The organism is Streptomyces scabiei 87.22 (assembly GCF_000091305.1).
GTDB lineage: Bacteria > Actinomycetota > Actinomycetes > Streptomycetales > Streptomycetaceae > Streptomyces > Streptomyces scabiei.
Window position 1 is genome coordinate 6,138,136 of sequence record NC_013929.1, and the last position, 24,384, is coordinate 6,162,519.

Here is a 24,384-nt window from a genome sequence, read left to right on the forward strand (position 1 = left end):
TCGCCCCGTGCTCCGCACCGGACCGGGCCGACCCGTCAGGACCCCAGGACCCCCATGCCCCGCGGCCGGTATTCGTTCCACGACCCGCACGACCACACCCCCCTCGCCGAAGAACACTTCCACTGCGCGCCCGGCCCGTCCGGCTGGCGCTACGTCTCCCAACGGACCACCCCGTCCGGTGATCACGCAGGCTCCGTCGACCTCGCCCTCGACGAACTCGGCCGCCCGATCCGCCTCGAACTGCACGCCGCGAGCTGGCAGGTCCGCGGCGCCGCCCTCGACGGCGTCACCTGGGTCCGTACCGATCCCGCCGGCACCGAGGCCACCGAAGGCAACGTCCGCGCCCACGCCTTCACCGGAACCTCCCCCGCCTTCCTGATCGCCACCGCCCGCCTCCTGCGCCTCACCCCCTCCGCGCCCGCCACGCGGCTACGCCTCGTGGCCTTCACCGACCCGGTCCTGGCCCCCCGCACCCTGGACCAGTCCTGGGCGCTGATCGAAAGAGAAACACACGCCACTGACAACGGCCCCCTGACCGTGGACACGTACCAGGTCACAGCCCTGGACACGGGTGAGCAGCACAGCGTCCACCTCGCCGGCGACGTCGTCCTCGCGGCCCCCGGGATCGAGCTGGAACACCTGGAGACACCGCCGTCGACGTTCGACTGAGAGCGCGCCCGACTGCCGACTGCCGACCGGCAGCCGGGCGAACACTCACGCGGGTGGCGCGAACCCGGTGGCGGGACGCTCGGCAGGAGGCGTCTGAGGCGTCTGAGGCGGCGGCGTGTGAGGCTGAGTGGTCGCGCCGGGGCTCACGTACCCCCCGGGCGGCGCGTACGCCGGAGCGACCGACGGAGTCCCCGGCGCGCCCCAGCCGGGCCCACCGACAGGCCCACCCGGTACGCCCGCCGCGCCGGCCGCGCCCGCGAACGCCTGCCGAGCCTCCCGCGCCTGCCGCTCGTGGACCACGGCCGCCAGGTACGCGCCCGGCGGTACCCCGTACGGCGGCGGAGCCCCCGTCCGCGCCGCGAGGTCCGTGGCGAGACGTTCCGCCATCGCCGCCCCGACGTGCGGGTCCAGCTGCCGCATGCGGGTGAGGTACTGGCGGACGGCCAGCCACAGCCCGTCGGGAACGGCGGACAGGTCGAGTTCGGAGAACCGCCCCGCCAGCCAGGGCGGTGGCGGCGGCACGAACGCCGTCTGCCCGCTCGGCACCCGCTCCCGCACCACCAGCGTCCCCGCGAACACGTCACCCAGCCGCCGCCCCCGCGCCGACACGAGCGAGGCGATGCACGCGACGACGCCGAACGTCATCAGGATCTCGACCACACCGACCGCACCGCGCACCAACGCGTGCCGGAACCGGATGGGTCCCCCGTCGTCCCGCACCACCCGCAGCCCGCACGCCAGCTTCCCCAGCGAACGCCCATGACTCAGCGTCTCCACCGCGATCGGCCCGCCCACCAGGACGAGCAGGAAGCTCGCGATGGATATCGCCGTCTGCGCCGCCTCGTCGAGGCCGGCCGTCGACAGCACCAGGACCAGGACCACCGCCAGATACACGACCACGGCCACGACCAGGTCGAGCAGTACGGCCAGCGCCCGGCTCGGCAGCTTCGCGGGACGCAGCTCCAGAGCCACCGCCTCGCCCGTCACCAGCTCACTCACACCCGTAGTCCTTCCGGTTTCCTGCCCTGACCTGCCCCGAGAGTGGCCAGTCTGCCAAGCTGAGGACAGATCGCGCCGCAGTACGACCAGTGAGATCAGTAAGACCAGTACGACAAGCCGACACGCGGTTTCACAGAGGGACGAGGAGCAGCACACCCGATGGACCTCGACGTCTTCGTGTCCGCCCATCGTGCCGAGTGGGACCGCCTCGACGCCCTGCTCCGCCGCCAGCGCCGGCTCGACGGTGCCGAGGTCGACGAGCTCGTCACGCTCTACCAACGCACGGCCACCCACCTCTCACTGATCCAGTCGAGCGCACCCGACCCCCAGCTGACCGGACGCCTCAGCCGACTCGTGGCACGCGCGCGGAGCGCGGTGACGGGCAACCGGCGGGCCTCCTGGCGCGACGTCACCCGTTTCCTGACCCACCACTTCCCCGCCGCGGTCTACCGCTCCCGGCACTGGTGGGTCCCCACCGCCCTGCTCTCCACACTCGTCGCCGCGCTCCTCGGCTGGTGGATCGGCGTCCACCCGGAGGTCCAGGCATCCCTCGCGGCCCCCGACGCCCTGCGCGAGATGACCCGCCCCGGCGGCCAGTACGAGACGTACTACTCCAGCCATCCCGCCGCGTCCTTCGCGGCCCAGGTCTGGACGAACAACGCCCAGGCCGCCGCGATGTGCCTGGTCCTGGGCATCTTCCTGGGCCTGCCGGTCCTCTGGATCCTGCTCCTGAACATGCTGAACCTGGGTGTGGGCATCGGTCTGATGGCCTCGGCCGGGCGCCTCGACGTGTTCCTCGGGCTGATCCTTCCGCACGGCCTCCTGGAACTGACGGCCGTCTTCGTGGCCGCGGGCACCGGCCTGCGCCTCGGCTGGACCGTCATCGATCCGGGGCCGCGCACCCGGCGCGTGGCCCTGGCCGAGGAGGGCCGAGCCGCCCTGGGCATGGCGATAGGCCTGGCGCTGGTCCTGTTCGTCTCCGGCGCCATCGAAGGCTTCGTCACCCCGTCCGGCCTGCCCACCTGGGCCCGCATCAGCATCGGTGTCCTCGCCGAACTCGCCTTCCTGGCCTACGTCTACGTCCTGGGCGGACGTGCCGTCCGCGCCGGTGACACGGGCGATGTGGAGGAGCACGAACGCAGCGCCACGGTCCCCACGGCGGCCTGATGTGCGTCCACCCCTGCCGGACTGTTAGTCTCCTCTTCGTTCCCGCAAGAGCCGTTGACACGGTGCCTGTGGGGAGGTAGATTCGAACAGTTGCCTAGAGGTGGTCATACCCCAGGGCGCAGTGAAAATCTATCGGCTTCTCGTGAAGGCATTTCCCGAGTGAGCCCACCCGATGAATCGGAAACGAACGGCCGGTCAGTCCGGCCAAAGACTTCTGATAAAGTCGGACTCGCCGGAAAGGGAAACGCGAAAGCGGAAACCTGGAAAGCACCGAGGAAATCGGAACCGGAAACGGTCTGATAGAGTCGGAAACGCAAGACAGCAAGACCGAAGGGAAAAGCCCGGAGGAAAGCCCGAGAGGGTGAGTACAAAGGAAGCGTCCGTTCCTTGAGAACTCAACAGCGTGCCAAAAATCAACGCCAGATATGTTGATACCCCGTCTCCAGCATCTGCTGGGACGAGGTTCCTTTGAAATAAAACACAGCGAGGACGCTGTGAACCATCGGACTATTCCTCCGGTGGTTCCGCTCTCGTGATGTGTGCACCGACGCTTTTAATTAAGCACAGTCGGGTAAACATTCACGGAGAGTTTGATCCTGGCTCAGGACGAACGCTGGCGGCGTGCTTAACACATGCAAGTCGAACGATGAACCACTTCGGTGGGGATTAGTGGCGAACGGGTGAGTAACACGTGGGCAATCTGCCCTTCACTCTGGGACAAGCCCTGGAAACGGGGTCTAATACCGGATACGACACTCTCGGGCATCCGATGAGTGTGGAAAGCTCCGGCGGTGAAGGATGAGCCCGCGGCCTATCAGCTTGTTGGTGAGGTAACGGCTCACCAAGGCGACGACGGGTAGCCGGCCTGAGAGGGCGACCGGCCACACTGGGACTGAGACACGGCCCAGACTCCTACGGGAGGCAGCAGTGGGGAATATTGCACAATGGGCGAAAGCCTGATGCAGCGACGCCGCGTGAGGGATGACGGCCTTCGGGTTGTAAACCTCTTTCAGCAGGGAAGAAGCGAAAGTGACGGTACCTGCAGAAGAAGCGCCGGCTAACTACGTGCCAGCAGCCGCGGTAATACGTAGGGCGCGAGCGTTGTCCGGAATTATTGGGCGTAAAGAGCTCGTAGGCGGTCTGTCGCGTCGGATGTGAAAGCCCGGGGCTTAACCCCGGGTCTGCATTCGATACGGGCAGACTAGAGTGTGGTAGGGGAGATCGGAATTCCTGGTGTAGCGGTGAAATGCGCAGATATCAGGAGGAACACCGGTGGCGAAGGCGGATCTCTGGGCCATTACTGACGCTGAGGAGCGAAAGCGTGGGGAGCGAACAGGATTAGATACCCTGGTAGTCCACGCCGTAAACGGTGGGAACTAGGTGTTGGCGACATTCCACGTCGTCGGTGCCGCAGCTAACGCATTAAGTTCCCCGCCTGGGGAGTACGGCCGCAAGGCTAAAACTCAAAGGAATTGACGGGGGCCCGCACAAGCAGCGGAGCATGTGGCTTAATTCGACGCAACGCGAAGAACCTTACCAAGGCTTGACATACACCGGAAACGGCCAGAGATGGTCGCCCCCTTGTGGTCGGTGTACAGGTGGTGCATGGCTGTCGTCAGCTCGTGTCGTGAGATGTTGGGTTAAGTCCCGCAACGAGCGCAACCCTTGTTCTGTGTTGCCAGCATGCCCTTCGGGGTGATGGGGACTCACAGGAGACTGCCGGGGTCAACTCGGAGGAAGGTGGGGACGACGTCAAGTCATCATGCCCCTTATGTCTTGGGCTGCACACGTGCTACAATGGCAGGTACAATGAGCTGCGAAGCCGTGAGGCGGAGCGAATCTCAAAAAGCCTGTCTCAGTTCGGATTGGGGTCTGCAACTCGACCCCATGAAGTCGGAGTTGCTAGTAATCGCAGATCAGCATTGCTGCGGTGAATACGTTCCCGGGCCTTGTACACACCGCCCGTCACGTCACGAAAGTCGGTAACACCCGAAGCCGGTGGCCCAACCCGTAAGGGAGGGAGCTGTCGAAGGTGGGACTGGCGATTGGGACGAAGTCGTAACAAGGTAGCCGTACCGGAAGGTGCGGCTGGATCACCTCCTTTCTAAGGAGCATCTAGCTGCCGCAAGGCAGCCAGGGCCACAACGTCGGCGAATGTTCGACGGTGGTTGCTCATGGGTGGAACGTTGATTATTCGGCCGGTTCGTCGGGCCGGAGGCTGTGAGTACTACCCCTTGTGGGTGTGGAAAGCATGATCTCCGGACGAGAGACTGGTCGGGCACGCTGTTGGGTGTCTGAGGGTATGGCCGTACGGCTGCCTTCAGTGCCGGCCCCGGTAAAAATTCGCGTGAAGCGGGTTGTGACGGGTGGTTGGTCGTTGTTTGAGAACTGCACAGTGGACGCGAGCATCTGTGGCCAAGTTTTTAAGGGCGCACGGTGGATGCCTTGGCACCAGGAACCGATGAAGGACGTGGGAGGCCACGATAGTCCCCGGGGAGTCGTCAACCAGGCTTTGATCCGGGGGTTTCCGAATGGGGAAACCCGGCAGTCGTCATGGGCTGTCACCCTTGCCTGAACACATAGGGCAAGTGGAGGGAACGCGGGGAAGTGAAACATCTCAGTACCCGCAGGAAGAGAAAACAACCGTGATTCCGGGAGTAGTGGCGAGCGAAACCGGATGAGGCCAAACCGTATGCGTGTGAGACCCGGCAGGGGTTGCGTATACGGGGTTGTGGGATCTCTCTTTCACAGTCTGCCGGCTGTGAGACGAGTCAGAAACCGTTGATGTAGGCGAAGGACATGCGAAAGGTCCGGCGTAGAGGGTAAGACCCCCGTAGCTGAAACATCAGCGGCTCGTTTGAGAGACACCCAAGTAGCACGGGGCCCGAGAAATCCCGTGTGAATCTGGCGGGACCACCCGCTAAGCCTAAATATTCCCTGGTGACCGATAGCGGATAGTACCGTGAGGGAATGGTGAAAAGTACCGCGGGAGCGGAGTGAAATAGTACCTGAAACCGTGTGCCTACAAGCCGTGGGAGCGTCGCGCATTGAGTTTACTCAATGCGTCGTGACTGCGTGCCTTTTGAAGAATGAGCCTGCGAGTTTGCGGTGTGTTGCGAGGTTAACCCGAGTGGGGTAGCCGTAGCGAAAGCGAGTCCGAACAGGGCGATTCAGTAGCACGCTCAAGACCCGAAGCGGAGTGATCTAGCCATGGGCAGGTTGAAGCGGAGGTAAGACTTCGTGGAGGACCGAACCCACCAGGGTTGAAAACCTGGGGGATGACCTGTGGTTAGGGGTGAAAGGCCAATCAAACTCCGTGATAGCTGGTTCTCCCCGAAATGCATTTAGGTGCAGCGTCGTGTGTTTCTTGCCGGAGGTAGAGCACTGGATAGGCGATGGGCCCTACCGGGTTACTGACCTTAGCCAAACTCCGAATGCCGGTAAGTGAGAGCGCGGCAGTGAGACTGTGGGGGATAAGCTCCATGGTCGAGAGGGAAACAGCCCAGAGCATCGACTAAGGCCCCTAAGCGTACGCTAAGTGGGAAAGGATGTGGAGTCGCAGAGACAACCAGGAGGTTGGCTTAGAAGCAGCCACCCTTGAAAGAGTGCGTAATAGCTCACTGGTCTAGTGATTCCGCGCCGACAATGTAGCGGGGCTCAAGCGTACCGCCGAAGTCGTGTCATTCCAGCGTATAGGGCCAACGCCTGCTGGGATGGGTAGGGGAGCGTCGTGTGCCGGGTGAAGCCGCGCCGGAAGGCAGTGGTGGACGGTTCACGAGTGAGAATGCAGGCATGAGTAGCGATACAAACGTGAGAAACGTTTGCGCCGATTGACCAAGGGTTCCTGGGTCAAGCTGATCTGCCCAGGGTAAGTCGGGACCTAAGGCGAGGCCGACAGGCGTAGTCGATGGATAACCGGTTGATATTCCGGTACCCGCTGTGAAGCGTCAAACATCGAACCAGGCGATGCTAAGTCCGTGAAGCCGTCCCGGAGCCTTCGGGCAAAGGGGAGTGGTGGAGCCGACGAACCAGACTTGCAGTAGGTGAGTGATGGGGTGACGCAGGAAGGTAGTCCATCCCGGGCGGTGGTTGTCCCGGGGTAAGGGTGTAGGCCGTGATCTAGGTAAATCCGGATCACACAAGGCTGAGACCTGATGCCGAGCCGATTGTGGTGAAGTGGATGATCCTATGCTGTCGAGAAAAGCCTCTAGCGAGTTTCATGGCGGCCCGTACCCTAAACCGACTCAGGTGGTCAGGTAGAGAATACCGAGGCGTTCGGGTGAACTATGGTTAAGGAACTCGGCAAAATGCCCCCGTAACTTCGGGAGAAGGGGGGCCATCACCGGTGATAGCACTTGCTGCTTGAGCTGGGGGTGGCCGCAGAGACCAGCGAGAAGCGACTGTTTACTAAAAACACAGGTCCGTGCGAAGCCGTAAGGCGATGTATACGGACTGACGCCTGCCCGGTGCTGGAACGTTAAGGGGACCGGTTAGTCACTCTTCGGGGTGGCGAAGCTGAGAACTTAAGCGCCAGTAAACGGCGGTGGTAACTATAACCATCCTAAGGTAGCGAAATTCCTTGTCGGGTAAGTTCCGACCTGCACGAATGGCGTAACGACTTCTCGACTGTCTCAACCATAGGCCCGGTGAAATTGCACTACGAGTAAAGATGCTCGTTTCGCGCAGCAGGACGGAAAGACCCCGGGACCTTTACTACAGTTTGATATTGGTGTTCGGTTCGGCTTGTGTAGGATAGCTGGGAGACTGTGAAGCTCGGACGCCAGTTCGGGTGGAGTCGTCGTTGAAATACCAGTCTGGTCGTGCTGGATGTCTAACCTGGGTCCGTGATCCGGATCAGGGACAGTGTCTGATGGGTAGTTTAACTGGGGCGGTTGCCTCCCAAAGGGTAACGGAGGCGCCCAAAGGTTCCCTCAGCCTGGTTGGCAATCAGGTGGTGAGTGTAAGTGCACAAGGGAGCTTGACTGTGAGACCGACGGGTCGAGCAGGGACGAAAGTCGGGACTAGTGATCCGGCGGTGGCTTGTGGAAGCGCCGTCGCTCAACGGATAAAAGGTACCCCGGGGATAACAGGCTGATCTTCCCCAAGAGTCCATATCGACGGGATGGTTTGGCACCTCGATGTCGGCTCGTCGCATCCTGGGGCTGGAGTCGGTCCCAAGGGTTGGGCTGTTCGCCCATTAAAGCGGTACGCGAGCTGGGTTTAGAACGTCGTGAGACAGTTCGGTCCCTATCCGCTGCGCGCGCAGGAATATTGAGAAGGGCTGTCCCTAGTACGAGAGGACCGGGACGGACGAACCTCTGGTGTGCCAGTTGTTCTGCCAAGGGCATGGCTGGTTGGCTACGTTCGGGAGGGATAACCGCTGAAAGCATCTAAGCGGGAAGCCTGCTTCGAGATGAGTATTCCCACCCACTTGATGGGGTAAGGCTCCCAGTAGACGACTGGGTTGATAGGCCAGATATGGAAGCCCAGTAATGGGTGGAGTTGACTGGTACTAATAGGCCGAGGGCTTGTCCTCAGTTGCTCGCGTCCACTGTGTTGGTTCTGAAACCACGAACAACCCCATTCCCGTTTGGTCACGGGGGATGGTGCGGTTGAGTGTTTCATAGTGTTTCGGTGGTCATAGCGTGAGGGAAACGCCCGGTTACATTCCGAACCCGGAAGCTAAGCCTTACAGCGCCGATGGTACTGCAGGGGGGACCCTGTGGGAGAGTAGGACGCCGCCGAACAAATATTGGGAAAGGCCCACACCTTATGGTGTGGGCCTTTCTGCGTTTCCGGTCCTTTCCAGGTTTCCCGGGGAATTCGCCTGATTCGAGCTCCGATCAGAGGCGTCCTGCCGCCTTCAGTGCCAGGTAGGCGTCCGCGAGGGCTGGCGCCAGGTTGTCCGGAGTCGCGTCGACCACCGTGACGCCGTGGCGGCGAAGCTGGTCGGCGATGCGATGGCGCTCCGTCTGGGACTGAGCCGCCGCAGCGGCCTCGTAGACGGCGTCCGTGGTCCCTCGGGCTTCCGCCATCCGGGCGATGTGCGGGTCGGCGACCGAGGCGACCAGGACCGAATGGCGCTGGGTGAGGCGGGACAGGACGGGGAGCAGGCCCTGTTCCACGGGGGCCGCGTCGAGGGTGGTGAGCAGGACGATCAGGGCTCGACGGGGGGCCGTACGGAGCGCGGTGGCCGCGAGGCCCCGGGCGTCCGTCTCGACCAGCTCCGGTTCGAGCGGGGCCATCGCGTTGACCAGGGACGGAAGGACGTCACCCGCCGAGCGGCCCTGGACGAGGGCCCGTACGCGACGGTCGTAGGCGAGAAGGTCCACCCGGTCGCCGGCGCGGGAGGCGAGGGCGGCCAGCAGGAGAGCCGCGTCCATGGAGGCGTCGAGGCGGGGGGCGTCGCCCACGCGGCCCGCGGAGGTACGGCCGGTGTCCAGCACGAGGAGGATGTGGCGGTCCCGCTCGGGACGCCAGGTGCGGACCGCCACCGACGACTGGCGGGCCGTGGCGCGCCAGTCGATGGAACGGGTGTCGTCGCCGGGGATGTACTCACGGAGGCTGTCGAACTCCGTGCCCTCGCCCCGGGTCAGGACGCTGGTGCGGCCGTCGAGTTCGCGCAGCCGGGCCAGCTTGGACGGCAGGTGCTTGCGGCTGGTGAACGGAGGCAGCACCCGTACGGTCCAGGGGACCCGGTGGCTGCCCTGGCGGGCGAAGAGGCCGAGGGGGCCGTAGGAGCGGATCGTGACCCTGTCCGCCTGGCGGTCGCCCCTGCGGGTCGGGCGCAGCCGGGTCGTGACGCGGCGGCGTTCGCCCGGAGGGATCGTCAGGCGGTGGCGGGAGGCCGCCACTTCGGAGCCGGGGAGCCAGCTGCTGGGCGGCCAGGCGTCGCGCAGCTGGGCGCGCAGGGGACGGTTGGCGGGGTTGGTGACCGTGAGGGTGACGTCCGCGGTCTCGCCCAGGCGTGCGGAGGTGTCACCGGAGCGCAGGAGGCCCAGGCGGCGCACGGGAGCGGCGAGGGCGTAGTCGCAGGCGCACGCCAGCGCCAGGGGAGCGTTCACCGCGAGGATGCCCGTCCAGCCGGGTTCCCAGATGCCTACGGGGAGGGTGCCGAGGGCCGCGAGGAGTGCGGCGCGTCCGGTGGGGGCCATCAGCGGGGGACGGGGACGTGGGCGAGGATCGCGTTGATGACCGCGTCGGCCGTCACGCCCTCCATCTCCGCCTCCGGGCGGAGCTGGACGCGGTGGCGGAGGGTCGGCAGGGCGAGTGCCTTGACGTCGTCGGGGATGACGTAGTCGCGGCCCGTCAGCCAGGCCCAGGCGCGCGAGGCCGCGAGGAGGGCCGTGGAGCCGCGCGGGGAGACGCCGAGGGTGAGGGAGGGGGACTCCCGGGTGGCGCGGCAGATGTCCACGACGTAGGCGGTGATCTCGGGGGAGACGGTCGTCGTGGCGACGGCGGCGCGGGCGGCTTCGAGGTCGGCCGCGTTCGCGACGGGGCGTACGCCGGCGGCGCGCAGGTCGCGCGGGTTGAAGCCCTCGGCGTGACGGGTGAGGACGTGGATCTCGTCCTCGCGGGACGGCAGCGGCACCGTCAGCTTGAGGAGGAAGCGGTCCAGTTGGGCTTCGGGGAGGGGATAGGTGCCCTCGTACTCGACGGGGTTCTGGGTCGCGGCCACCAGGAACGGGTCCGGGAGCGGGCGCGGGGTGCCGTCGACCGTGACCTGGCGTTCCTCCATCGCTTCGAGGAGGGAGGACTGGGTCTTGGGCGGGGTGCGGTTGATCTCGTCGGCGAGGAGCAGGTTGGTGAAGACCGGGCCGGGCTGGAAGGAGAACTCGGCGCTGCGGGTGTCGTAGACGAGGGAACCGGTGACGTCGCTCGGCATGAGGTCCGGGGTGAACTGGACGCGTTTGGTGTCGAGTTCGAGCGCGGAGGCGAGGGCGCGGACGAGAAGGGTCTTGGCGACGCCGGGGACTCCTTCCAGCAGGACGTGTCCGCGGCAGAGGAGGGCGACGACGAGGCCGGTCACGGCGGGGTCCTGGCCGACCACGGCTTTGGCGATCTCGGCGCGCAGGGCCTCCAGGGACGCGCGGGCGGTGCCCGGGTCCCCGGTGGCCGTGGCGTTGTCAGTGGTCGGGTCCATCATGAACGGCGTACCTCTCTTTCGAGGGCGTCGAGGTGGTCGGTGAGGGCGATGAGGGCCGCGTCGTCGCCGGGCGGCGGCCCGAAGAGCAGCGGGTGCAGGGGCTGTCCGTCGCCGTGGAGGTGGGCGGACAGGGCGGGGAGCAGGGCCTCGGGCGTGTGGGCCCGGGAGACGGGGACGCCGACGAGGGGGGCGAGGCGGGTGCGGGTGGTGGAGCGCAGAGCGGCGGCCGCGCGGTCGCGGGCGTCGGCCTTGCGGTAGAGGCGGGCGCGGCCTTCGACGGTTTCGGAGGCGCGGATCGCGACGGGGAGCTTCTCGGGCACCAGGGGGCCGAACCGGCGTGCGCGCCAGAAGGCGGCGACGGCGCCGGCGAGGAAGAGCTGCAGGGTGCCCCAGAACCAGCCCGAGGGGAGCAGGCCGAGGAAGCCGCGGTCGCCGGTGTCGGGGGCGGAGTCGGACAGCGAGGGGAGGTACCAGACCACATGGGGGCGCGAGCCGAGGAGCTGGAGGGCGAGGGAGGCGTTGCCCTGCTCGTCGAGGCTGTTGTTGAGGAGGATGTCGGGGGCGCCGAGGACGACGGTGTCGCCCTTGCCCCCGGCTGCGGGGACGCGCACCAGGGTGGGCAGGCCGTTCTCGGGGTAGCAGGTGTCGGCCGCGCCGACGGTGACGTCGTAGCGGATGCCGCCGGTGTCGGCGCTGCCCGCGCGGTGGGCGGCCGGCAGTTCGCAGCGGGGCCTGAGCGTGGAGTCCAGGCTGAGGGCGGTGTCGGCGGTGACACCGGGGGCGAGGGTGCTCACGGACGGGGGGCCGGGGGCCACCAGGACCGTGCGTCCGCCGGAGTCCTCGGTCGCCGCGCGGAGGCGGCGCTGCTGGGGGTCGGTCAGCAGGTCCGGGTTCGCGACCAGGAGCGTCGTGTCGGGGCCGGCCGCGGTGGCCGCCCGGTCGAGGGTGGTGACGAGCCGGGTGGACACGCCCCGGTCGTCGAGGAGTTCGGCGACGGCGCGGCTGCCGTCGGTGTCGGCGGAGCGGGGGTCCAGGCGGCCGTGCTGGGCGCCGGAGCGGATCACGGCGATGACGGCGGCGGCCGTCAGGAGGATCACCGCCGCGAGGACGACACCGCGCGCGCGGGTCCACACCTGGCGGGCCGTGGGCGAGACCGAGGTGGACGGACGCGTGGCCTCGGTGGTCATTCGGCGGCTCCCGGGCGGGTGCTGCGGGCGGTGTCGGGGGTGCTGCTCGCCGTTACTGGCCTGGCGCGTTCCAGGTCGGTGTCGAGTGCGGCGAGCCGGAGGTACGTTTCCTCGGAGGCGGACCGGCCGCCGTACGTGACGTCGTCGAAGTCCCGGGCGGCGGTGTGCAGCCGGTCCGCGTGGGCGGGGAGCGAGGTGCCCGCTTCGGAGGCCGCCTCGTCCGCGGTGCGGCCGGGGCGTACGTCGAGCAGGGCGCGTTCCTCCAGGGAGCGGACGACGCCGCGCATGCGTTCCTGGACGGCCTGGTTCCAGTGGCCCTGGGCGGCCTGCGCCTCGGCGGCCGCCCGGTGCTCGGCGGCGCTGCGGGGGCGGTCGTCGAAGAGGACGGCGGACGAGGCGGGGGCGCGGCGTGGGGCGCCGAGGCGCCACCACAGGGCCCCCAGCAGGGCCAGTACGGCCAGGACGATGACGACGAGGCCGAGCGTGCCGCCGGGGGTGGCGGCCGAGGCGGCGCCGAAGACCTTGTCGAGCCACTCCCAGAAGGCGTCCATGGCGCGCTCGTACCAACTGGGGTCGTTCTGGTGGTACATGCCCTTGGACAGCTCGCGTCGGGCCGCCTCGCGCGCGGGGTCGCGCGGGAGGGTGAGGGGCGGCTCGTCCGCCGAGCGCCACGCCGCCGGTACGGCTGTCAGTGCTCCCCCCGCCAGGCTCACCCCGTCAGCTCCCCGGGGTGGCGCCCGGGGCGTCGCCGTAGCCCTGGAGACCGGCGGCGCGGCCCAGTTCGAGGTCGAGGGCTTCGCGGCGGATGCGCTGGTCGATGTAGAGCAGCACGGTGACGCCCGCGCTGATCGGGAAGGTGAGCGTGGACCCGATCACCGCGCCGACGCCGCTGATGACGAGGTAGGTCCAGCCGAGTGTGGTGCCGCCGGTGGCGAGGAGGCCGGAGATGCCGTCCCCGTCGAGGGCGGCGCCCGCGAAGGAGAAGGGGATCACGACGATCGACGCGACGATGTAGGCGATGATCGCGGCGAGCAGCTGGATGCCGAGGACCCGCCACCAGGAGCCGCGCACCAGCTTGCCGGAGCGGCCCAGGGACTTGCGGACGCCCTGCTTCTCCAGCATCAGCGCGGGGGAGGCGAGCGAGAAGCGGATCATCAGCCACACGGTGAGGACGAAGGCGCCGAGTCCGCCGAGGAGGGCGAGGAGGACGCCTGCGCCGGTGGAGCCGCCGGTGGCGAGGAGGACGCCGGGGAGCACGCCGACGGCCATGACCAGGACGGCGATCACGAGCAGGAGGACGGTCAGCCCGGCCAGCCTGAGAAGCTGGGGGCGGGCGTCCCGCCAGGCCTCGGCGGTGGTCACCGACCTGCCGAGGACGGCACGGCTGGTCACGGTGGTGAGCAGGGCCGTCGCGATGATCGTGCCCAGCAGGGAGATCACCATGACGACGGAGGTGCTCAGCAGGGTGTCGCGCAGGGCGCGGCCCAGTTCGCCGGGGGTGGTGGTGGGGTCGTTGAGGGCGTCGGCGCTCGCGGTGTCGTCGAGGACGAAGCCCTGGAGCAGGATGACGCCGATCTGGGTGACGACCGCGACGGCCAGGGAGATGCCGAGGACCGTGCGCCAGTGCGTGCGCATGGTGGAGACCGCGCCGTCGAGGATCTCGCCGATGCCGAGGGGGCGCAGCGGGATCACACCGGGCTTGGCGGCGGGCGGGGGGCCGCCCCAGCCGCCGCCCCAGCCCGGAGTGCCGTAGCCGGGTGCTCCGTGGCCCCCGGGGGCACCGGGGCCCGGGTGGCCGCCCCAGCCCGGGACGGGCGGTGGTGGCGGGGTCGCGCCGGGGGCCTGCGGGGTGGGAGCGGACCACTGGGCGGGCGGCGGCTGCTCCTTGGACCACTTGGACTGCTGCGGTGCCTGGTCGGGACCCGCCTGGTCCGCGGGCTGTGCGCGGTCCGCGTCGGTCCGGTCCTCGGGCCGCGCGGAGCCCTGCGGGTCCGGCTCCTGGCCGCCGGAGGGGGCGGATCCGGGCGAGGCCCAGCCCGGAGTGTCCTTCATCGTCGCTCCTTCACGGTGCTCGTCCGCGGTCGCGGCGGCAGCTTGGCGCCCATCGTGCCACGCGGTCCGCGCGACGTGACCGGGGGCCGTATCCGCTGCGTACCTTCAATTGTCCGACGGATACGGGGCAGACTGACCGCATGGCTGATCAGTACGCGCGAACCGGCGACGACACCCGGCCGACCGAGATACCCGCGATCCGTTGGGACGAGCCGCCCGAAGGCCCCGTCCTGGTCCTCCTGGACCAGACGAGACTGCCGGCCGAGGAGGTCGAGCTGGTGTGCACGGACGCGCCCGCGCTGGTGGAGGCGATCCGTGTCCTCGCCGTGCGCGGGGCGCCGCTGCTGGGGATCGCCGGGGCGTACGGCGTCGCGCTCGCCGCCGCGCGCGGGTTCGACGTGGAGGACGCCGCCGCGGCGCTGGAGAGCGCCCGGCCCACCGCGGTGAACCTCGCGGTGGGTGTGCGCCGGGCGCGGGACGCGTACCGGGCCGAGCTGGGCCGGACGGGCGACCGGAAGCGGGCTGCCGAGGCGGCGCTCGCCGCGGCGCGGGCGCTGCACCGGGAGGACGCCGAGGCCAGTTCCCGTATGGCCGCGCACGGTCTGGCACTGCTGGACGAGCTGCTGCCGGGCGGGGGGCACCGGGTGCTCACGCACTGCAACACCGGGGCGCTGGTGTCGGGCGGTGAGGGCACGGCGTTCGCGGTGGCGCTCGCGGCGCACCGGGTGGGGCGGCTGCGGCGGCTGTGGGTGGACGAGACGCGTCCGCTGCTGCAGGGGGCCCGTCTGACCGCTTATGAGGCGGCGCGCAGCGCGATGGCGTACACCTTGCTCACGGACAATGCTGCGGGCTCGCTGTTCGCGGCAGGAGAGGTGGACGCGGTGCTGGTGGGAGCCGACCGGATCGCCGCCGACGGATCGGTGGCGAACAAGGTCGGGACCTATCCGCTCGCGGTGCTCGCCCGGTACCACCACGTGCCGTTCATCGTGGTGGTACCGCTGACGACGGTGGACGCGGACACCCCGGACGGGGCGTCCATCGAGGTGGAACAGCGCGCGGGGCATGAGGTGACGGAGATCACGGCACCTCAGGTTCCGTCGGCGGGAGCGGAGGCGGGAGGCGGGATCGCGGTGGCACCCCTGGGGACCCAGGCGTACAACCCCGCGTTCGACGTGACACCGCCCGAGTTGGTGACGGCGATCGTCACCGAGGAGGGGGTTGTTTCGCCCGTGACGGCTGAGGCGCTCGCAGAGCTGTGTGACAGGTCACGCCAGGTAACGATTTAGTTAATGGGATGATGGCATTCATGAAGGGACGAGTCCTTGTCGTCGACGACGACACCGCACTGGCCGAGATGCTCGGCATTGTGTTGCGTGGTGAAGGTTTTGAGCCGTCTTTCGTAGCCGACGGCGACAAGGCGCTGGCCGCGTTCCGCGAGGCCAAACCGGATCTGGTGCTGCTGGATCTGATGCTGCCTGGCCGCGACGGGATCGAGGTGTGCCGCCTGATCAGGGCGGAGTCCGGGGTGCCGATCGTGATGCTCACGGCCAAGAGCGACACCGTCGATGTGGTGGTCGGCCTGGAGTCGGGCGCGGATGACTACATCGTCAAGCCGTTCAAGCCGAAGGAGCTGGTGGCACGGATCCGGGCGCGGCTGAGGCGGTCGGAGGAGCCGGCGCCGGAGCAGCTCGCCATCGGTGACCTGGTGATCGACGTGGCCGGGCACTCGGTGAAGCGTGAGGGGCAGTCGATCGCGCTGACGCCTCTGGAGTTCGACCTGCTGGTCGCACTGGCGCGCAAGCCGTGGCAGGTGTTCACCCGGGAGGTCCTGCTGGAGCAGGTCTGGGGGTACCGCCACGCGGCGGACACCCGTCTGGTGAACGTGCATGTGCAGCGGCTGCGCTCCAAGGTCGAGAAGGACCCGGAGCGGCCGGAGATCGTGGTGACCGTCCGTGGTGTCGGATACAAGGCAGGGCCCAGCTGAGATGTCCGGTGACAGTGCCGCTTCGGCGCCCGGCCAGCCGGGGACCCGCGCGGAGCGGCCTGTCGGCCGGAAGGCGCCCGGTTCCGGCTGGAGGCGTCTGCTGGAGGACGGGTTGCTCCAGGGCGGGGTCCAGGGCAGCCCGGTCCTGAGGCTGTTCATGCGCTGGGTGCGCCGCCCGTTGCTGCCCGTGATGCGGCTGTGGCGGCGCAACATCCAGCTCAGGATCGTCGTGACGACGCTGTTGATGTCGCTCAGCGTGGTGCTGCTGCTGGGCTTCGTCGTCATCGGGCAGGTCCGCAACGGGCTGCTGGACGCCAAGGTCAAGGCCTCGCAGAGCCAGGCCACCGGCGGGTTCACGGTCGCCGAGCAGAAGGCCGACGACGACGCGAGCGCGGCGGGGAACGACAACCCGGATCCGGACGGCGACCGGGTGCAGAACGTCGGCGAGTGGACGACCAACCTGGTGACCTCGCTCTCCAGCGGCGGCCAGGGCGCGTTCGACGTGGTGACGCTCAGCCCGGCCTCCGCCGACGGCGACACCGGGAGCCTCGGCCCGCGTGTCTCCGGAGGCGTGGACTGGGACCTCAGTGTGCCCGCGGAGCTGCGGGAGCGGGTCGACGACGGCACCGGCGCCGTACAGAGCTACACCCGGATCCACTACGACAACGGGCAGGAGTCCCAGCCGGGGCTGATCATCGGCAAACAGGTCAGCGATCCCAACAGCAACCCGTACCAGCTGTACTACCTCTTCCCGCTCACGCAGGAGGAGAAGTCCCTGAGCCTGGTCAAGGGGACCCTGGCGACGGCCGGGCTGTTCGTCGTGGTGCTGCTCGGGGCGATCGCCTGGCTCGTGGTGCGGCAGGTCGTCACGCCCGTGCGGATGGCGGCCGGGATCGCCGAGCGGCTGTCCGCCGGGCGGCTGCAGGAACGGATGAAGGTCAGCGGCGAGGACGACATCGCGCGGCTCGGCGAGGCCTTCAACAAGATGGCGCAGAACCTGCAGCTGAAGATCCAGCAGCTGGAGGACCTGTCCCGGATGCAGCGGCGGTTCGTCTCCGACGTGTCGCACGAGCTGCGGACGCCGCTGACGACCGTACGGATGGCGGCGGACGTCATCCATGACGCGCGGGTGGACTTCGATCCGGTCACCGCGCGGTCGGCCGAACTCCTCGCCGACCAGCTGGACCGGTTCGAGTCGCTGCTCGCGGACCTGCTGGAGATCAGCCGGTTCGACGCGGGCGCGGCGGCCCTGGAGGCCGAGCCGATAGACCTGCGTGAGGTCGTGCGGAAGGTCGTCAGCGGGGCGGAGCCCCTCGCGGAGCGCAAGGGGACCCGGATACGGGTGCTGGGCAACCAGCAGCCCGTCGTGGCCGAGGCCGACGCCCGGCGGGTGGAGCGCGTGCTGCGCAATCTCGTGGTCAACGCCGTGGAGCACGGCGAGGGCAAGGACGTCCTGGTCAAGCTCGCGGCGGCGGGCGGCGCGGTCGCGGTGGCGGTGCGCGACTACGGCGTGGGCCTCAAGCCGGGGGAGGCGACGCGGGTCTTCAGCCGCTTCTGGCGGGCGGACCCGGCCCGCGCACGGACGACCGGTGGTACGGGACTGGGGCTTTCCATCGCCCTGGAGGACGCCCGGCTGCACGGGGGCTGGCTGCAGGCGTGGGGCGAGCCGGGCGGCGGTTCGCAGTTCCGGCTCACGCTGCCGAGGACGGCGGACGAGCCGCTGCGCGGTTCCCCGATACCCCTGGAGCCGAAGGACTCCCGGCGCCATCGTGGGCTCAACGACGCCGGTCGGCCGCTCGCGGGCGGCGGCAAGCTCGCCACGGTGCCGGTCCAGGCCGGTGAGCACGGAGCCGCCAGGGCGGCGGCCATAGGGCCCCGGCCGGGCGCCGGGCAGGCTCCCACGGCGGATCCGACGGCGCTGCCGGGCAACGGCGCGCGTGTGGTGCCCCGGCCGGGCGGGCCGTCCGTGACACCGCCGCCGGCACCGCCCGCGCGGCGGCCCGACGGCGGTCCGGACGAGGCCGCGGAGAAGCCGGCCGGCAGCGGTGCGGAACAGCACGAGCAGGGGGAGGCATTCCGTGGGCGCTGACCGTGCGGAAGGCGGCCGTGGGCGTCCGGTGCGGGTGGCCGTGCGTCTCGGGAGTGCCGGTGTGTGCGCCGTGCTGCTGGCGGGGTGCGCGTCGATGCCGGGCAGTGGTGACCTGCGCGACGTCGAGTCCACCCCGAGGCAGGACTCCAAGGTGCGGGTCTTCGCGCTGCCGCCCGGCGACGACGCCGAGCCGCAGGAGATCGTGCAGGGCTTCCTGGAGGCCCTGACCAGCGACGACCTCAGATACGAGACCGCGCGCAAGTATCTGACCGGCGACGCGGCCAAGGAGTGGGACCCGAACGAGTCGACCACGGTCCTCGCCGAGGCCCCGACCCCCTACACCGCCGTCACCGGGGACCGTCCCGACGCCGACGACTACCGGTTCGAGCTGTCGGGCAAGAGGGTCGCCCGGGTCGACGAGCAGCACGCGTACACGCCCACGAGCGGCGAGTACCGCAGGACCGTGCATCTCACGCGCGTGAAGGACACCGGGCAGTGGCGCATCGACAGACTGCCGTCGGGGGTGGTGCTCGGCCGTTCCGACTTCGAGCGCAACTACAAGTCCATCAACAAGTACTACTTCACCTCCGCCGCGCAGTCCGGTGAACCGGGAACCGTCGCCGACCCCGTCTACGTGCGCAGCCAGGTCGACCCGGTGACCCAGGTGGTCCGCGACCTGTTGCAGGGTCCCACCAGCTGGCTGAACCCGGTCGCCAGGACGAGCTTTCCCTCCGGTACGGCCCTCAGGAAGGGCACCCGGGCGCTGACGCCCGACGACCAGAACAGTCTGGTCGTGCCGCTGAACAAGAAGGCCGACCGGGTCTCGGCGAGCAGGTGCAAGGAGATGGCCGCCCAACTCCTGTTCACGCTGCAGGACTACATGCCCACGGGCGTGACCGACGTGGAGCTGCAGGGGTCGAAGGGCACGCAGCTCTGTGCGCTGAGCGAGAGCGAGGCCGACGGTGTCGCCTCGCACGGCGCCGACAGGAGCGCGAGTTTCGAGTACTTCATCGACGGCGACCGCAAGCTCGCACGGCTGTCCGGGCAGGGTGCGGTGACCACGCCGACGCCCGTTCCCGGGGCGTTCGGTGACGGAGCGAAACAGCTGCGGTCGGCCGCCGTCTCGCGGAACGAGGAGCAGGCGGCCGGTGTGTCGGCTGACGGGAGCGACCTGTACGTGGCGCCGCTGACGCCGGGGGGCGCGATCGGCGAGCCGGTGCTGCACAGTTCCGGTGCCACCGCTAAGGACCGGCTGACGACACCCAGTTGGGACGGCCGGGGCGATCTGTGGGTGGCCGACCGCGACCCCGACGACCCGCGTCTGCTGGTCCTGGCGGACGGCATGGGCGATCCGCTGGAGGTCAGGACGCCCAACCTCGACGGGCGCATCGAGGCGGTGCGGGTGGCCGCCGACGGGGTGCGGGTGGCGCTGATCCTGAACAACGAGGGCGAGCGGGCGCTGTACATCGGGCGCATCGAACGGGACGCCGACGCGGAGAGCACCACCGTCTCCATCGTCGAACTGCGGTCCGTGACGCCGGACCTGGAGGACGTCACCGCCATGTCGTGGGCCGGCGACAGCCAGCTCGTGGTCGTGGGGCGCGAGCCCGGCGGCGTGCAGCAGATGCGGTACGTGCGGGTCGACGGGTCCCCGACGCCCGGCTCCGGGCCCTCCGCGCTCACCGGGGTGGAGGAGATCGCCGCGTCCGAGGACGAGAGCCAGCCGCTGGTCGCGCACTCGGCCGACGGGATCGTCCGGCTGTCGCCCGGGGCGCAGTGGCAGACGGTCGTCAAGGAAGGGTCGGCGCCGGTCTATCCCGGATGAGCGCGGCGCCGGTCCATCCGGGACGAGCGCGGCGCCGGTCCATCCGGGACGAGCGCGGCGCGGGCACTCGTCGTTCCCGCGCCCGTCATTCGTGTGGGTGACAACCACTGTGCGATGGCGATGAGTTGTCCACAGGCGGTTGTCCACAGGGGTGGCGGAGCCGCGTGTGCGTCGGCACAGTGGAGGGCATGCGGGGGTGGTGGCGGGACCTCATGGATCTGGTGCTGCCGGCCGAGTGCGGGGGGTGCGGGAGGTCTCGCGCGGTGCTCTGTGCGGAGTGCCGGGCGGCTCTGACCGGCGCCGCGCCGGGCCGGGTGCGACCGGTGCCGGAGCCGTCGGGACTGCCCGTGGTGCACGCGGCGGCGCCGTACGAGGACGCGGTGCGGGCCACGTTGATCGCGCACAAGGAACGGGGGGCGCTGGCGCTCGCCGGACCGCTCGGCACGGCCTTGGCGGGGGCCGTACGGGCGGCCGTACGGGCCGGTGGCGGCGGGCCGGTGCTGCTGGTCCCCGTGCCGTCGGCGCGGCGGGCGGTGCGGGCGCGGGGGCACGACCCCGCGCGGCGGATCGCGCTCGCGGCCGCCGGGGAGCTGCGGCGCACCGGGTCGCCGGCCCGGGTCGCCGGGGTGCTGCGGCAGCGGCGGGCGGTGGCCGACCAGGCGGGGCTGGACGCCCGGCGGCGGCTGGAGAACCTCGCGGGTGCTCTGGAGGTGGCAGCGGGGGGTACCCCTCTGCTGGACGGGGGCGCGATCGTGCTCGTGGACGACCTGATGACGACGGGTGCCTCGCTCGCGGAGGCGGCCAGGGCGGTTCGGACGGCGCGGGCCGGGCATGCGGCGAGGACGGGGGAGTTCGTTGCGAGAGGAAAGCCGGAGGCGGCGGTGCGAACACGGGGGGTGACGGGAACGACGAGGGGAAACGGTGTCGAGGACAGGATCAGCGCGGCCGTGGTCGCTGCACCACCCGACTCCTTCGAAATAAACCGGAACTGACAGAGAACTTGCATCGTTGCAGGTAATGAAAGGGCCATTTCACCTGAACGGAGGTACGCCCCAGTAGAGGGTGACGACATCCGGCCGGGCGAGATATGTTCGGTTGTGAGGGAATGGCCCCGGCCGTTCACCACATATCTGAATGCTGCGCTGCGGCTTTTCCGAATCACCCCGTGCCGGTGGGTGGAGATCTTGTCCACGGGGGAGGAGGAGGTGGAAGTCACCGAGTCCGCGGTTCCGGGAGCCACCGGAACCTGGTGCACAAGGGAGATGCTCCGCCAGTGGAGCGGAGCGATCCGGGAACGGAGTTCTGCGTGGACATCGTCGTCAAGGGCCGCAAGACCGAGGTGCCCGAGCGGTTCCGCAAGCACGTGGCCGAGAAGCTGAAGCTGGAGAAGATCCAGAAGCTCGACGGCAAGGTGATCAGCCTCGACGTCGAGGTGTCCAAGGAGCCCAACCCCCGACAGGCCGACCGCAGCGACCGGGTGGAGATCACGCTCCACTCGCGCGGGCCGGTGATCCGGGCCGAGGCAGCGGCAAGCGATCCGTATGCGGCGCTCGACCTGGCGGCGGACAAGCTGGAGGCCCGGCTGCGCAAGCAGCACGACAAGCGTTACACGCGCCGTGGAGCGCGCCGTCTGACGGCCGCGGAGGTCGCCGACCACGTCCCCGGCGTGGCCACGCTCAACGGCAACGGGTACGTCGCCGACGAGGAGAAGGCGGAGGGCGTTCCCACCAAGAAGATCGGTTCGCTGGAGGTGAAGGGCGAGGGGCCCCTCATCGTCCGCGAGAAGACCCACGTGGCATCCCCGATGACCCTCGACCAGGCTCTCTACGAGATGGAGCTGGTCGGGCACGACTTCTACCTCTTCGTCGACTCCGAGACCAAGGAACCGAGTGTCGTCTACCGGCGGCACGCCTACGACTACGGCGTCATCCACCTCAGCACGGACCCGATGGTCGCCCAGGCGCATCCGGACGCCGCGGGCGGCGCGCTCGGCGGCTGAGCGGCGCCGGGTGACACCGGCCGGTGCCCCTGGAGCGCTTGTGCGCCCCCAGGGGCACCGGTGTGCGACCCCTTGAGGCCCGCTCTGTCACCGCAGAGCGGGCCGGGCATGAAATCATGGCCGAACCGGCCCCAACCGGGGGGCCGTTGCCTTGGGTTGGCAATGGCACAGAAACACAGGGCCACGGCCTTCAGGGGGAGGAACGATGGCGGACAGCAGTTTCGGACCGATGCGTGACGTGAATGCCGACGGCGGCTCCACCGGCATGGACTCCGCCGAGGGCTCCTCGCGCAAGGAGCCGATCCGGGTCCTCGTCGTGGACGACCACGCGCTTTTCCGCCGCGGCCTGGAGATCGTGCTCGCCGCCGAGGAGGACATCCAGGTCGTCGGTGAGGCCGGTGACGGGGCGGAGGCGGTCGACAAGGCCGCGGACCTGCTGCCCGACATCGTGCTGATGGACGTCCGGATGCCCAAGCGCGGCGGTATCGAGGCGTGCACCTCCATCAAGGAGGTGGCCCCCAGTGCGAAGATCATCATGCTGACGATCAGCGACGAGGAGGCCGACCTCTACGACGCGATCAAGGCGGGGGCGACCGGCTATCTCCTCAAGGAGATCTCCACGGACGAGGTGGCCACGGCCATCCGCGCCGTCGCCGACGGGCAGTCGCAGATCAGCCCCTCGATGGCCTCGAAGCTGCTCACCGAGTTCAAGTCCATGATCCAGCGGACCGACGAGCGGCGTCTCGTGCCGGCGCCGCGGCTGACGGACCGGGAACTGGAAGTGCTCAAGCTGGTGGCCACCGGGATGAACAACCGCGACATCGCCAAGGAACTGTTCATTTCCGAGAACACCGTGAAGAACCATGTGCGCAACATCCTGGAGAAGCTGCAGCTGCACTCCAGGATGGAGGCCGTGGTCTACGCGATGCGGGAGAAGATCCTCGAAATCCGCTAGATCCGCCAGATCCGCCAGACCCTCTGGATCCGCCGGGCGGCCCCCCGCCCGGAATCACGCCAGGGCGCGCACCAGCGGCTCCCGCAGTTCCGGTGCGTCGACCCGCTCGACGCGCACGTCCGTGCAGTCCACCCAGGTCGCCGCCTCGAGAAGGGCCTGGGCCACGGCCGGGACCGCCTTCGGGCCGTCGAGGGTGACCTGCTTGGCGACCAGGGTGCGGCCGTCGCGGGCGGGGTCGACACGGCCGACGAGCCGGCCGCCGGACAGGACAGGCATCGCGAAGTAGCCGTGGACCCGCTTCTGTTTGGGGACGTAGGCCTCCAGGCGGTGGGTGAAGCCGAAGATGCGCTCCGTGCGGGCCCGTTCCCAGATCAGGGAGTCGAACGGGGACAGGAGCGTGGTGCGGTGGCGGCCGCGCGGAGGCGTGGCGAGCGCCACCGGGTCGGCCCAGGCCGGCTTGGCCCAGCCCGCCACCGTCACCGGGACCAGGCCCGAGTCGGCGACCACCGCGTCGAACTGCTCGCCCTTGAGGCGGTGGTAGTCCGCGATGTCCGCGCGGGTGCCGACGCCCAGGGCCTCACCGGCCAGCCGGACCAGGCGGCGTACACACTCCGTGTCGTCCAGCTCGTCATGGAGGAGGTGGCCGGGGATCGCGCGCTCGGCGAGGTCGTACACCCGCTTCCAGCCGCGGCGCTCAACACAGACCACCTCGCCGTGCATCAGGGCGCGTTCGACGGCGACCTTCTCCCCGGACCAGTCCCACCACTCGCTGGTGCGCTTCGCGCCGCCCAGCTCCGTGGCCGTGAGGGGGCCCTCGTCGCGGAGCTGCTTGACGACCCGCTCGTAGGCGCCGTCGGGGAGTTGGTGGTTCCACTGGGGGCGGGAGCGGTAGGCCCGGCGGCGGAAGGCGAAGTGGGGCCACTCCTCGATGGGGAGGATGCAGGCGGCGTGGGACCAGTACTCGAATGCGTGCGTGTCCGTCCAGTAGGCGCGGTCGACGGCGGTGCGGCCCACGGCGCCGAGGCGGGCGTACGGGATGAGTTCGTGGGACCGGGCGAGGACCGAGATGGTGTCGAGCTGGACCGCGCCCAGGTGTCGCAGCACGCCCCGGACGCCGGACCTGCGGTCCGGGGCGCCGAGGAAGCCCTGCGCCCGGAGGGCGATCCGGCGGGCCTCGTCTGCGGAGAGTTCGGTGCTGGGGCGCGGAAGGGAGGTCATGCTCCGCAGGGTAGGGGAGGGCACTGACAGGCGGGGCCGGGCCGGGGGGCCGGGCCACCGCCCCGGGCCGGCGCCCGTCCGGGGCGGTGGCCCG

Annotated in this window: 16 protein-coding genes and 3 rRNA genes; 12 read left to right on the forward strand and 7 right to left on the reverse strand. The window is 69.1% G+C overall.

All coding sequences use genetic code 11. The annotated features are described in order from the left end of the window. Nucleotides 1–54: 54 nt before the first annotated feature. Complete coding sequence (locus SCAB_RS26320) at nucleotides 55–669, forward strand: hypothetical protein (protein WP_013003124.1); 615 nt, start codon at nucleotides 55–57, stop codon at nucleotides 667–669. 45 nt (nucleotides 670–714) lie between these two features. On the opposite strand, the gene SCAB_RS26325 is transcribed toward SCAB_RS26320, so the two are convergent. After that, on the reverse strand, nucleotides 715–1,668 hold the full coding sequence (locus tag SCAB_RS26325; RefSeq protein ID WP_013003125.1) for an RDD family protein: 954 nt from the start codon (nucleotides 1,666–1,668) through the stop codon (nucleotides 715–717). A 159-nt stretch (nucleotides 1,669–1,827) separates the two neighbouring features. On the opposite strand from SCAB_RS26325, the gene SCAB_RS26330 reads away from it, so the two are divergent. From SCAB_RS26330 to rrf, 4 genes are all read left to right on the forward strand, one after another. Then, nucleotides 1,828–2,835, forward strand: a complete 1,008-nt coding sequence (locus SCAB_RS26330) for a stage II sporulation protein M (protein WP_013003126.1) — start codon at nucleotides 1,828–1,830, stop codon at nucleotides 2,833–2,835. A gap of 578 nt (nucleotides 2,836–3,413) precedes the next feature. Further along, nucleotides 3,414–4,939 (forward strand): 16S ribosomal RNA (locus SCAB_RS26335). A 309-nt stretch (nucleotides 4,940–5,248) separates the two neighbouring features. Further along, nucleotides 5,249–8,371: ribosomal RNA gene (locus tag SCAB_RS26340) — 23S ribosomal RNA — on the forward strand. Between the two features lie 94 nt (nucleotides 8,372–8,465). After that, a 5S ribosomal RNA gene (gene rrf, locus SCAB_RS26345) occupies nucleotides 8,466–8,582 on the forward strand. The 16S, 23S and 5S rRNA genes sit together here, the layout of an rRNA operon. Nucleotides 8,583–8,678: 96 nt before the next feature. Here the strand turns inward: rrf and SCAB_RS26350 are convergent. Genes SCAB_RS26350 through SCAB_RS26370 form a run of 5 tightly spaced genes read right to left on the reverse strand, consistent with a single transcriptional unit; the run spans nucleotide 8,679 to nucleotide 14,220 of the window. After that, the gene (locus SCAB_RS26350; RefSeq protein WP_013003127.1) at nucleotides 8,679–9,989 is read right to left on the reverse strand and encodes a DUF58 domain-containing protein; all 1,311 of its coding nucleotides are present in this window, start codon (nucleotides 9,987–9,989) and stop codon (nucleotides 8,679–8,681) included. Continuing rightward, nucleotides 9,989–10,978, reverse strand: a complete 990-nt coding sequence (locus SCAB_RS26355) for an AAA family ATPase (RefSeq protein WP_086022888.1) — start codon at nucleotides 10,976–10,978, stop codon at nucleotides 9,989–9,991. The genes SCAB_RS26350 and SCAB_RS26355 overlap by 1 nt, the downstream gene beginning before the upstream one ends. Then, a complete protein-coding gene (locus SCAB_RS26360) occupies nucleotides 10,978–12,168 on the reverse strand; it encodes a DUF4350 domain-containing protein (RefSeq protein ID WP_013003129.1) in 1,191 nt (396 codons plus the stop codon). The genes SCAB_RS26355 and SCAB_RS26360 overlap by 1 nt, the downstream gene beginning before the upstream one ends. Continuing rightward, entirely contained in the window at nucleotides 12,165–12,881 is a 717-nt protein-coding gene (locus SCAB_RS26365) for a DUF4129 domain-containing protein (RefSeq protein ID WP_013003130.1), read from the reverse strand. The genes SCAB_RS26360 and SCAB_RS26365 overlap by 4 nt, the downstream gene beginning before the upstream one ends. A 4-nt stretch (nucleotides 12,882–12,885) precedes the next feature. Beyond that, a complete protein-coding gene (locus SCAB_RS26370) occupies nucleotides 12,886–14,220 on the reverse strand; it encodes a glycerophosphoryl diester phosphodiesterase membrane domain-containing protein (protein ID WP_013003131.1) in 1,335 nt (444 codons plus the stop codon). 140 nt (nucleotides 14,221–14,360) lie between these two features. Here SCAB_RS26370 and mtnA point away from each other — a divergent pair, with 140 nt between their 5' ends. From mtnA to SCAB_RS26405, 7 genes are all read left to right on the forward strand, one after another. Then, entirely contained in the window at nucleotides 14,361–15,506 is a 1,146-nt protein-coding gene (gene mtnA, locus SCAB_RS26375) for an S-methyl-5-thioribose-1-phosphate isomerase (RefSeq protein ID WP_013003132.1), read from the forward strand. Between the two features lie 8 nt (nucleotides 15,507–15,514). Next, on the forward strand, nucleotides 15,515–16,204 hold the full coding sequence (mtrA, locus tag SCAB_RS26380; protein WP_189823911.1) for a two-component system response regulator MtrA: 690 nt from the start codon (nucleotides 15,515–15,517) through the stop codon (nucleotides 16,202–16,204). 1 nt (nucleotide 16,205) lies between these two features. Further along, complete coding sequence (gene mtrB, locus SCAB_RS26385; protein WP_013003134.1) at nucleotides 16,206–18,293, forward strand: MtrAB system histidine kinase MtrB; 2,088 nt, start codon at nucleotides 16,206–16,208, stop codon at nucleotides 18,291–18,293. Next, nucleotides 18,283–20,118 (forward strand): LpqB family beta-propeller domain-containing protein, encoded by a 1,836-nt coding sequence (locus SCAB_RS26390; RefSeq protein ID WP_013003135.1) that lies wholly within the window; start codon nucleotides 18,283–18,285, stop codon nucleotides 20,116–20,118. Before mtrB ends, SCAB_RS26390 begins: the two co-directional genes overlap by 11 nt. Before the next feature lie 188 nt (nucleotides 20,119–20,306). Beyond that, nucleotides 20,307–21,110, forward strand: coding sequence for a ComF family protein (locus tag SCAB_RS26395; RefSeq protein ID WP_041670949.1), 804 nt, complete (start codon nucleotides 20,307–20,309; stop codon nucleotides 21,108–21,110). A gap of 314 nt (nucleotides 21,111–21,424) precedes the next feature. Then, a complete protein-coding gene (gene hpf / locus SCAB_RS26400; RefSeq protein WP_374194914.1) occupies nucleotides 21,425–22,117 on the forward strand; it encodes a ribosome hibernation-promoting factor, HPF/YfiA family in 693 nt (230 codons plus the stop codon). 205 nt (nucleotides 22,118–22,322) lie between these two features. Beyond that, the gene (locus SCAB_RS26405; RefSeq protein WP_013003138.1) at nucleotides 22,323–23,072 is read left to right on the forward strand and encodes a response regulator; all 750 of its coding nucleotides are present in this window, start codon (nucleotides 22,323–22,325) and stop codon (nucleotides 23,070–23,072) included. A 54-nt stretch (nucleotides 23,073–23,126) separates the two neighbouring features. Here the strand turns inward: SCAB_RS26405 and SCAB_RS26410 are convergent, their stop codons facing one another. Continuing rightward, nucleotides 23,127–24,290: a winged helix-turn-helix domain-containing protein gene (locus SCAB_RS26410; RefSeq protein ID WP_013003139.1), complete on the reverse strand. Its 1,164-nt coding sequence runs from the start codon at nucleotides 24,288–24,290 to the stop codon at nucleotides 23,127–23,129. Nucleotides 24,291–24,384: the final 94 nt, after the last annotated feature.

What these genes read in the sequence shown, in the direction of transcription:
- SCAB_RS26320 (WP_013003124.1), top strand. Translation starts at nt 55, where the DNA reads ATGCCCCGCGGCCGGTATTCGTTCCACGACCCGCACGACCACACCCCC.
- SCAB_RS26330 (WP_013003126.1), top strand. Translation starts at nt 1,828, where the DNA reads ATGGACCTCGACGTCTTCGTGTCCGCCCATCGTGCCGAGTGGGACCGC.
- SCAB_RS26350 (WP_013003127.1), bottom strand. Translation starts at nt 9,989, where the DNA reads ATGGCCCCCACCGGACGCGCCGCACTCCTCGCGGCCCTCGGCACCCTC.
- SCAB_RS26355 (WP_086022888.1), bottom strand. Translation starts at nt 10,978, where the DNA reads ATGGACCCGACCACTGACAACGCCACGGCCACCGGGGACCCGGGCACC.
- SCAB_RS26360 (WP_013003129.1), bottom strand. Translation starts at nt 12,168, where the DNA reads ATGACCACCGAGGCCACGCGTCCGTCCACCTCGGTCTCGCCCACGGCC.
- SCAB_RS26370 (WP_013003131.1), bottom strand. Translation starts at nt 14,220, where the DNA reads ATGAAGGACACTCCGGGCTGGGCCTCGCCCGGATCCGCCCCCTCCGGC.
- mtnA (WP_013003132.1), top strand. Translation starts at nt 14,361, where the DNA reads ATGGCTGATCAGTACGCGCGAACCGGCGACGACACCCGGCCGACCGAG.
- mtrA (WP_189823911.1), top strand. Translation starts at nt 15,515, where the DNA reads ATGATGGCATTCATGAAGGGACGAGTCCTTGTCGTCGACGACGACACC.
- mtrB (WP_013003134.1), top strand. Translation starts at nt 16,206, where the DNA reads ATGTCCGGTGACAGTGCCGCTTCGGCGCCCGGCCAGCCGGGGACCCGC.
- SCAB_RS26395 (WP_041670949.1), top strand. Translation starts at nt 20,307, where the DNA reads ATGCGGGGGTGGTGGCGGGACCTCATGGATCTGGTGCTGCCGGCCGAG.
- SCAB_RS26405 (WP_013003138.1), top strand. Translation starts at nt 22,323, where the DNA reads ATGGCGGACAGCAGTTTCGGACCGATGCGTGACGTGAATGCCGACGGC.
- SCAB_RS26410 (WP_013003139.1), bottom strand. Translation starts at nt 24,290, where the DNA reads ATGACCTCCCTTCCGCGCCCCAGCACCGAACTCTCCGCAGACGAGGCC.